The following is an 8,063-nucleotide window of genomic DNA, read 5'->3' as shown; positions in this document are numbered from 1 at the left end:
ATGCAAGGGCAAGAGAGGATTCGGCGAGGGGGGCGATGGTGGCTTGGGACATGGTTCGAGCATAGCGAAGGCAGCCGTTGCCGGCAGCAGCCGGGTCATCCGACTCGTGTGGCAGGCGGCTCCGTCCTGCCACAATCGGCCCCATGCCTTCCCGCTTCGCGCCAGAACCTCCATTCCGCCACGACCAACCCCAGCGCACCGCCGTGCTGCTGTGCAACCTTGGAACGCCCGATGCGCCCACGGCCCCGGCCGTGCGCCGCTACCTGGCGCAGTTCCTGGGCGACGACCGCGTGGTCGAGATCCCCAGGATTGCCTGGCTGCCCATCCTGCACGGCATCATCCTGCGCACGCGGCCGGCCAAGTCGGCGGCCAAGTACGCCACCGTCTGGCATGAGAAGGACGGCTCCCCCCTGCAGCACTGGAGCGCGCGCCAGGCCCTGCTGCTGCGCGGCTGGCTGGGCGAGGCCGGGCACAACGTGCTGGTGCGCCATGCCATGCGCTACGGCAACCCCTCCATCCCCAGCGTGCTCGATGCCCTCAAGGCCGAAGGCGCCACGCGCATCCTCATCCTGCCGCTGTACCCGCAGTACTCCGGCACGACCACGGCCAGCGTGTTCGACGCGGTCTACGACTGGGCCCGCACCCAGCGCCATATTCCCGAGCTGCGCTTCGTCAACCGCTACCACGACGACGCTTCCTACATCGACGCGCTGGCCCAGCGCATCGAGGCCCACTGGCGCAGCAACGGCCGTGGCGAGAAACTGGTCATGAGCTTTCATGGCGTGCCCGAGCGCACGCTGCACCTGGGCGACCCCTACCACTGCGAATCGCGCAAGACCGCGCGCCTGCTGGCCGAGCGCCTGGGCCTGTCGCCCTCGCAATACCTGGTGACCTTCCAGTCGCGCTTTGGCAAGGCCAAGTGGCTGGAACCCTACACCGAGCCCTCGCTGATCGAGCTGGCACGCAGCGGCACCAAACGGGTGGACGTGGTCTGCCCCGGCTTCACCAGCGACTGCCTGGAAACGCTGGAGGAAATCAGCCAGGAAGCGCGCGAGGCCTTCATGCATGCCGGTGGCGAGCAGTTCGAGTTCATTGCCTGCCTCAACGACAGCGCGCCCTGGATCACGGCGCTGAGCCGCATCGCCCAGCAGCATATGCAGGGCTGGCCCACGCAGAAGGCGCCGCAAGCCGAACTCGACGCCAGCCTGGAGCGCGCCAAGGCCGTGGGTGCACAGCGCTGAGGCCGTTCTGCATCTTCTGCGCCGCGCCATATAACCCTGCCTCATGAGCAGAATGCATAAGCGTCTTTGTATATAGATGCTGCAAGCGGGACAATTGCACTCCAGTTGCTTGTTCCGCCGGTCTTCCATGACCGGCCCCAGCCATCATGACCAAGACCTTTTCCCCCGCTCTGCGCCTGGCGGCCCCGCTGCTGGCGCTGGGCCTCGCCTGCACCGCCTTCGGCACGGCCCAGGCCGCCGAACCCCTGCTCACCCCTGCCGGCGTGCAGGCCGCCGCCGGCCAGGACGCCGTGCGCATCATCGACATCCGCGACCCCAAGGCCTATGGCGAGCGCCATATCCCAGGCGCGCTCAACGCCCCCTACGGCAAATGGCGCGGCCCCGCCACCAACCCCGGTGAACTGCCCGAGCTGCCCAAGCTCACCGAACTCGTGCAGTCCCTGGGGCTGACGCCCGCCACCCACGCCATCGTGGTCTCGTCGGGCGCGGACGCCACCGACTTCGGCGCGGCAGCGCGCGTGTACTGGACGCTCAAGCTCCTGGGCCTCAAGGAGCTGTCCGTGCTCAACGGCGGCATGAAGGCCTGGAACGAGCAAAAGCTCCCGCAGGACAACGAGGCCGTCAAAGTCGCCCGCAGCAGCTACCAGCCCCAGCTCGACACCAGCCTGATCGCCACGCGCGAAGACGTGGGCCAGCACGTCAAGCTCAGCAACGCGGCCCTGGTGGACTCGCGCCCTGATGCCTTCTACCAGGGCAAGATGCGCGCGCCTGCCGCCAAGCTCTCGGGCACCCTGCCCGGCGCGCAGCAGCTGGACTTCAACCAGTGGTTCGTGCCCGGCACCTCCACCTTTGTCGATACCGCCACGGCCAAGCAGATCGCGGCCAAGGTCAAGCGCGAGCAGGGCCAGGACATGGTGGCCTTCTGCAACACCGGCCACTGGGCGGCCACCGACTGGTTCGGCCTGTCCGAAGTCGCGGGCCTGCCGGGCGTCAAGCTGTATGCGGGCTCCATGGTGGACTGGACGCAGCAGGCCGATGCACCGCCCATGGCCAACCAGCCCGGCCGCGCCGAATCCCTGGCCTACGACGCCAAGCAGTGGTGGGAAAAAAAGTTCAAGTAAACACCCCCTGAGGCGCTTGCGCGCCTTCCCCCCGTGGCACGGCGCCTCTCTACCCGCTTCGCGGGGGAGGGCGACTGCATGGAGAAAAATCATATGAAACGACTTCCTCTTGCGGCCATCCTGGCCGTTTTCTTTGGCTGGCTGCTGTGGAGCGTCTCGGTGCGCCAGGCCGCGCTGTTCGCCGTGGGCCTGGGCCTGGGCGCGGTGCTGGCCGGCAAGCGCTTCGGCTTCACCACGGGCTGGCGCATGCTGATCGAGGACAAGGACGCCAGCGGCGTCTTCGGCCAGTTGCTGCTGCTGGCGCTGGCCGCCGCGCTGGCCATGCCGCTGCTGGGCCACTATCCCGAACTCACGGCCGCCCTGGGCCCGCCCAGCATCAGCCTTCTGGTGGGCGCCTTCGTCTTCGGCCTGTGCATGCAGATTGCAGACGGCTGCGGCAGCGGCACCCTGTACAAGGCCGGCATGGGCATTCCCATGAATGCGGCCATCCTGCCCGTGTTCGCCATCGGCAGCTTCCTGGGCAGCCTGCACCTGGGCTGGTGGCTGGACCTGGGCAACACCCAGCCCGTGGGCCTGGTCACGGCCTGGGGCTGGGCCCCTGCCCTGCTGGCCACGCTGGCGGCGCTGGCCGTGGTCGCGCTGGGCGTGGCCTGGTATGTGCGTGGCGCCAACGTGGCACTCAAGCGCCCGGCCAAGCCGCTGTTCGTGCGCAAGTGGGTGGTGGGCGCCGTGCTGCTGGCCGTGCTGGCCACGCTCAACCTCATCATTGCGGGCCAGCCCTGGGGCGTGGTCTACGGCTTCGGCCTGTGGGCAGCCAAGATCGCCAACGCCACGGGCGCCGTGGACCTGGCCGCCAACTGGTTCTGGAGCCAGCCCGGCAACGCCGCGCGCCTGCACGAGACCGTGCTGCTGGACGTGACCAGCATCACCAACATCGGCATCCTGGGCGGCGCCCTGTGGGTGGCTGCCGCCAAGCCTGTCAATGCCAAGCCGCTCACGGGCACGCAATGGATGGTGGCCCTGGTGGCCGGCCTGGTGCTGGGCTACAGCTCGCGCCTGGCCTTCGGCTGCAACGTGGGCGCCATGCTCTCGGGCATCTCCACGGGCAGCATCCACGGCTGGATCTGGGTGCCGCTGGCCTTTGCCGGCACCATCTTCGGCCTGCGCATCCGCCGCCACTTCAATTTCTGACAGGACCCGCCATGACACAGCAAAACACCCTGCGCGCGGTCTTCTGGGCCGTGCTCGTCCTCTTCCTGGCCTGGGACCACCTGCACTCGCCGCCCGTGGACCTGCGCTTCGAGGCGCCGATGATCGCGGCCGGCTCGGGCAAGGCCACGCAAGGCGGGCACTGCTCGATGCCGGCGGGCAAATAGGTCAAGGCAAGGTCAAGGCCAAGGTCAGGGCACGCTGGGCGCCGGCCCCTCGTCCGCGCTGGCCGTCACGGGCAGCGGCGCGGTTTCCACGTCGAAGCCAGCCGCCTGCCAGGCCTTGAGGCCGCCCACCAGCGGGCGCACGTTGGCAAAGCCGGCGCGCTGCAGCTGGCGCGCCAGGCGGGCGGCGGATATCTCGTTGGGGCAGTCGCAGTAGATCACCAGCCCGTGGGGATGGTCGTGCTGGGGCAGCAGGTGCGCATGCGACTCGCCGCCATCGCGCGGGCGCAGCTCCCAGGACTGGGCGCCGGGGATATGGCCCTGGCGGTACTGCGGCAGAGCGCGCACATCGATCACCGTGGGCTCCATGCCCTGGGCATGCAGGCCCGCCAGTTCGCGCACCGACATGCGCGGCATGCGCAATGAACGCACCATGCGATGGCGCTGCCACCACTTGCGCACGATGAACAGCCCCAGCGCCACGCCCAGCAGCAGCAGGCCCCACTGGCCCAGCGCCGTAAGCACGCCCAGCAGGTCTTCCACCGTGGAGCTGAACAGCGAGCCCAGGTAAACGGCCGAGCCCACCCAGATCAGCGCGCCCAGCCCGTCATACAGCACGAAGCTGCGCAGCGGCGTGCCCATGACGCCAGCCAGCGCGCTGGCGATGGAGGCGAAACCCGGCACGAACTTGGCCACCAGCAGCGACCTTGCGCCCCAGCGGCCGTAGACGGTCTCGGTCTGGCGGATGCAGGCATCGGGCGACAGCGAGATGCGGCAGATGCGCCCCAGCACCCGGTGGCCGTAGGCCTTGCCGGCCTGGTACCAGAACAGGTCGGCAATCAGCGCCGCGCTCACGGCCACGGCCACCAGCCACAGCAGGCGCACCCAGTCGGCGCCTTCCAGCGCGCCGGTCACGACCAGCACCGGGTAGGCCGGAATCGGCGCACCCAGCTGCTCGACGAACACATTGAGAAAGACGATGCCGAAGCCGTACTCGCGGATCAGCTCCACCAGAAAACCCATGTCAGGCCTCTCTTGCCCAGACGGTGCCCGCGCCCGAAAAGAAGGCGAGGCTGCACCCGTCGCAAATGCTAGCGCGGCAGCAACATCCGCGCCCGGCCCGGGTTGATGCTCAGCCGCGCTGCAGATGCTCCAGCACCCATTGCCAGTGCGCGGGCACGTTCAGCGCCGGCGCATGGCCGCAGCCGGGCACCTCCTGCCAGTGCAGCAGGCCGCGCGCGCCGGGGCCGCGCGTGGTCATTTCCCGGGCCACCTCGGGCAGCACCAGGTCCGAGTCCACGCCGCGCAGCAGCAGCACGGGGATCTCCAGTGCGTCGTAGTGCGGCCAGATGCCGTAGTCGTCGTCATGGGCCGTGAACTGCTCGATCATGGCCGGGTCGTAGTGCGGCGTGACGCGGCCATCGGGCAGGCGGCGCACGCTGGTCTCGGTGAGCTTGCGCCACTCGGAGTCGCTGAGCCAGCCATAGGGCCGGTAGGCCTGGCGAAAGAAGGCCTCCAGCTCGCCCACGGTGTCGAAGGCCGGCGGCTCGCCCGCATAGGCCTTGATGCGCGCCAGCGCCGACTCGGCCAGCTGCGGCGCATTGTCATTGAGCACCAGCGTGGCAATGCGTGCGCGCAGCGACGGCTCGAACAGGCCCGAGGCGCAGACCGTGCCGATCGCCCCGCCCATGGACGTGCCCACCCAGTGCGCGCGCTCCAGCCCCAGCGCATCGAACAGCCCGCGCGCAATGCGGGCGTAGAAGCCCAGCCGGTACTCCTCGCGCGGCGCGCGGCTCCACTGGCTCAGGCCCCGGCCCGGCGTGTCGGGGCAGATCACGCGCCAGCCCTGGTCTGCCAGGAACTGGGCCAGTGCATCCATATCACGCCCCGTACGTGCCAGCCCGTGCCAGGCGACGACGGTGCCCGCTGGCGCCACATCGGGTGCGGGCTGCCAGTCCATGTAGTGGATCTCGTAGCCCGCGCATTGCGTGTAGCAGGAAGCGGGTACGGGCGCGGATGAGGAAGATGCTTTGGAAGCCATGGGAGAAATCTCTGCTGTGCAGGAGCGGCCGGCCGCCGTGGCCGCCGGCCGCTCCAGGGCCTGGCTCACTCAGGAATGCGGATCAGCCCGTCGCTGACCTCGATGGTGTTGGCCGTGCTGGGCCGCGCCACGAAGGGCGGCACCTGGGCCGCCGTGATGGCGGGCGCCGCGCCCGGCTGGCCGCCGCGCGGCGTGGTGCGCACCACCTGGCTGGCGGGCAGCGCGGTGCTGCTGCGCAGGTTGGCCCACACGGCATCCATGGCCTGGTTGAAGTACGGATGCAGCGGCACGAAGCGCGTGTCGAAGCCGGAGAACGGCAGGAAGGCATCGAAGTGCTGGGCATTCACCACCTCGATATAGCGCAGCCGCGTGTTGCTGCCGTCCAGCCCCCGGTTGAGCACCGTGTAGGCGCGCGCATTGTGGTTGACCGGCACCAGCGCATCGCTGCGGCCCGCCACGATGATGGTGGGCTTGCCGCGCAGCTTGGCGGTGTGCAGCACCTCGTTGATGCCGGCGCGCACGGCGTCGCTCTGGGCACGCGTGGGCACGCTGCTTTCGGAGAGATTGAAGCCGGTCACCGGATCGAAGCCCGTCACCAGCGCGTGCTGGCACAGCGCGTTGTCCAGGCCCAGGTCGGCCACGCGCGTGGAGGGCGACACGGCAAACTGCCAGGCCTTGGCCCCGCCCACCGAGTCGTTGTAGACCACCGTGGCGGGCGTGCCGTTGGCCGTGCCATTGGCCGTGGCAAAGCTCTGCGCCAGCGCAGCCCCCGTGGCGGGCACCACGTCGCCCGTGGCATTGGCGGCCGCAAAGCTGGTGCGGCACAGGTTGGCATCCACGCCAAACCGGCCATAGGCCATGGTGTACATGGCCGACAGGATGGGGCCGTTGCCCAGCGCGTAGTGGGCGTTGTGCATGGCGTCATGGTCGCGCGTCCAGCCGTACAGGCGCAGCTTGCTCAGCGCATTGGCGGCGCGGTCGGCCGTGGTGCTGCCAATGACCAGGCCCTTGGCGGCCAGGCTGTTGCAGCGTGCCTCGGCCCGCGCCGTCATGGCCGTGAGGCCTATGTAGTTGAAGATGGATGTCTCGGTCAGCGCCGCATCGGGGGCCAGCGCCGCGCAGGGCTGGTAGATGTTGCCGTAGGTGGTGTACTCGGCCAGCGGGCGGCCCGGGTTGGGCATGGTCGCATTGCCCACGGCAATGGTGTAGCCCTGGCGCGTGGGCATCTCGGTCACGGGTTCGGAGGCCACCACGCCGTCGATCAGGCCGTCCGCATCCAGCTCGGCCGCGCGCAGCACGGCCGCGCCGCCGTTGGAGGCCGAGCCTGCCAGCACCAGCGTGTTGTCCTTGCCGAAGGGCACGGGGTCCTGCGTGGTGCCATAGCGGGCATTGAGCACGTACAGCGCATAGCGGGCCGCGGCCAGCGTGTCGTTGCCCCAGTCCTTTTCAGGGTTCTGCTGGGAGTGCGCGTGCTTGATGGCAATGCGGTTGGGAAACGCAGCGTTGTAGGCGGCGCGCGCCGCATCGGTCAGCCGCGCGGCAAAGAAGGACAGGCTGCCGGCATCCGTGCGCGTGGCGCGCGTGCCGTCCAGCTTGTTGACGGTGTCGTCGCTCAGGTTGTGCAGGCCCACGCCCTTGCCCGCATCGGTCAGCGCCACGGCGCAGCCCTTCTTCAGGCCCCACTCGCCCGCCGTGCCGATGGCGCCATACACGCCGCGCGAGCCAGAGGACGGGCCCAGCACGATGCAGGGCCGGTTGCGGTCAAAGCTGTCCGGCACCTGCACGGCCACCATGGTCTGCTTGCGGCCCGTGCCGTCGTCCAGCACGGCCAGGTACTCGCGCCCGGGGATCAGCCCTTCGCCCGTGGTCACCTGCCCGTCTGCCGTGATGTTGGGGCCGTACAGCGTGCCGTAGCCGCCGCCCGCCGTGGGGTCCAGGATGCCCCGGTAGTTGGAGTACAGCGCATTGCGCCGCAGCTCTGCCGCCGTGGGATTGGCAGGGTCCGCATACAGGGGCGCGGCTGCGGCACCCAGGCCCGTCTTGCCCAGGCCGCCCGTCAGCAAGTCCTGCGTGGCTGCCGTGGCACCCGTGCCGGTGGCCGTGGCCGGATACACCGTGGCGCCCAGTTCGGTAAAGCCCTTGGGCAGATCGTTGCTGGGTTCATGCTCGCCGCTGCCGCAGGCTGCCAGCGCGGCCGCCGCCAGCGCCGTGAAGGCCCAGCGCCAGGGGGTTGCAGGAATCGACGACACCATCTCTTCACGCTTCAACATGCCCATCTCCTTGTGGT

At 69.4% G+C, this 8,063-nt stretch carries 7 protein-coding genes; 4 read left to right on the top strand and 3 right to left on the bottom strand.

The window, feature by feature from the left end; all coding sequences use genetic code 11:
* Window positions 1-143: 143 nt before the first annotated feature.
* From hemH to JHD82_RS15585, 4 genes are all read left to right on the top strand, one after another.
* Complete coding sequence (gene hemH / locus JHD82_RS15600; protein WP_071954862.1) at window positions 144-1,241, top strand: ferrochelatase; 1,098 nt, start codon at window positions 144-146, stop codon at window positions 1,239-1,241.
* Window positions 1,242-1,387: 146 nt separating this feature from the next.
* On the top strand, window positions 1,388-2,362 hold the full coding sequence (locus JHD82_RS15595; protein ID WP_199137319.1) for a sulfurtransferase: 975 nt from the start codon (window positions 1,388-1,390) through the stop codon (window positions 2,360-2,362).
* 93 nt (window positions 2,363-2,455) lie between these two features.
* Window positions 2,456-3,553, top strand: a complete 1,098-nt coding sequence (locus JHD82_RS15590; RefSeq protein WP_199137317.1) for a YeeE/YedE thiosulfate transporter family protein — start codon at window positions 2,456-2,458, stop codon at window positions 3,551-3,553.
* A gap of 11 nt (window positions 3,554-3,564) precedes the next feature.
* On the top strand, window positions 3,565-3,738 hold the full coding sequence (locus tag JHD82_RS15585; protein WP_199137315.1) for a hypothetical protein: 174 nt from the start codon (window positions 3,565-3,567) through the stop codon (window positions 3,736-3,738).
* Between the two features lie 24 nt (window positions 3,739-3,762).
* On the opposite strand, the gene JHD82_RS15580 is transcribed toward JHD82_RS15585, so the two are convergent.
* The 3 genes from JHD82_RS15580 to JHD82_RS15570 form a co-directional block, all read right to left on the bottom strand.
* A complete protein-coding gene (locus JHD82_RS15580) occupies window positions 3,763-4,758 on the bottom strand; it encodes a rhodanese-like domain-containing protein (RefSeq protein WP_012204475.1) in 996 nt (331 codons plus the stop codon).
* A gap of 109 nt (window positions 4,759-4,867) precedes the next feature.
* Window positions 4,868-5,776: an alpha/beta fold hydrolase gene (locus tag JHD82_RS15575; protein ID WP_199137313.1), complete on the bottom strand. Its 909-nt coding sequence runs from the start codon at window positions 5,774-5,776 to the stop codon at window positions 4,868-4,870.
* 65 nt (window positions 5,777-5,841) lie between these two features.
* Window positions 5,842-8,046, bottom strand: coding sequence for a 3-hydroxybutyrate oligomer hydrolase family protein (locus JHD82_RS15570; protein WP_012204473.1), 2,205 nt, complete (start codon window positions 8,044-8,046; stop codon window positions 5,842-5,844).
* Window positions 8,047-8,063: the final 17 nt, after the last annotated feature.

Origin of the sequence: Delftia sp. ASV31 (assembly GCF_016428765.1) — a bacterium.
GTDB classification, from domain to species: domain Bacteria; phylum Pseudomonadota; class Gammaproteobacteria; order Burkholderiales; family Burkholderiaceae_C; genus Comamonas; species Comamonas acidovorans.
The sequence above is the reverse complement of the archived record's forward strand: the minus strand, read 5'-3'. Positions and strand labels throughout refer to the sequence as shown.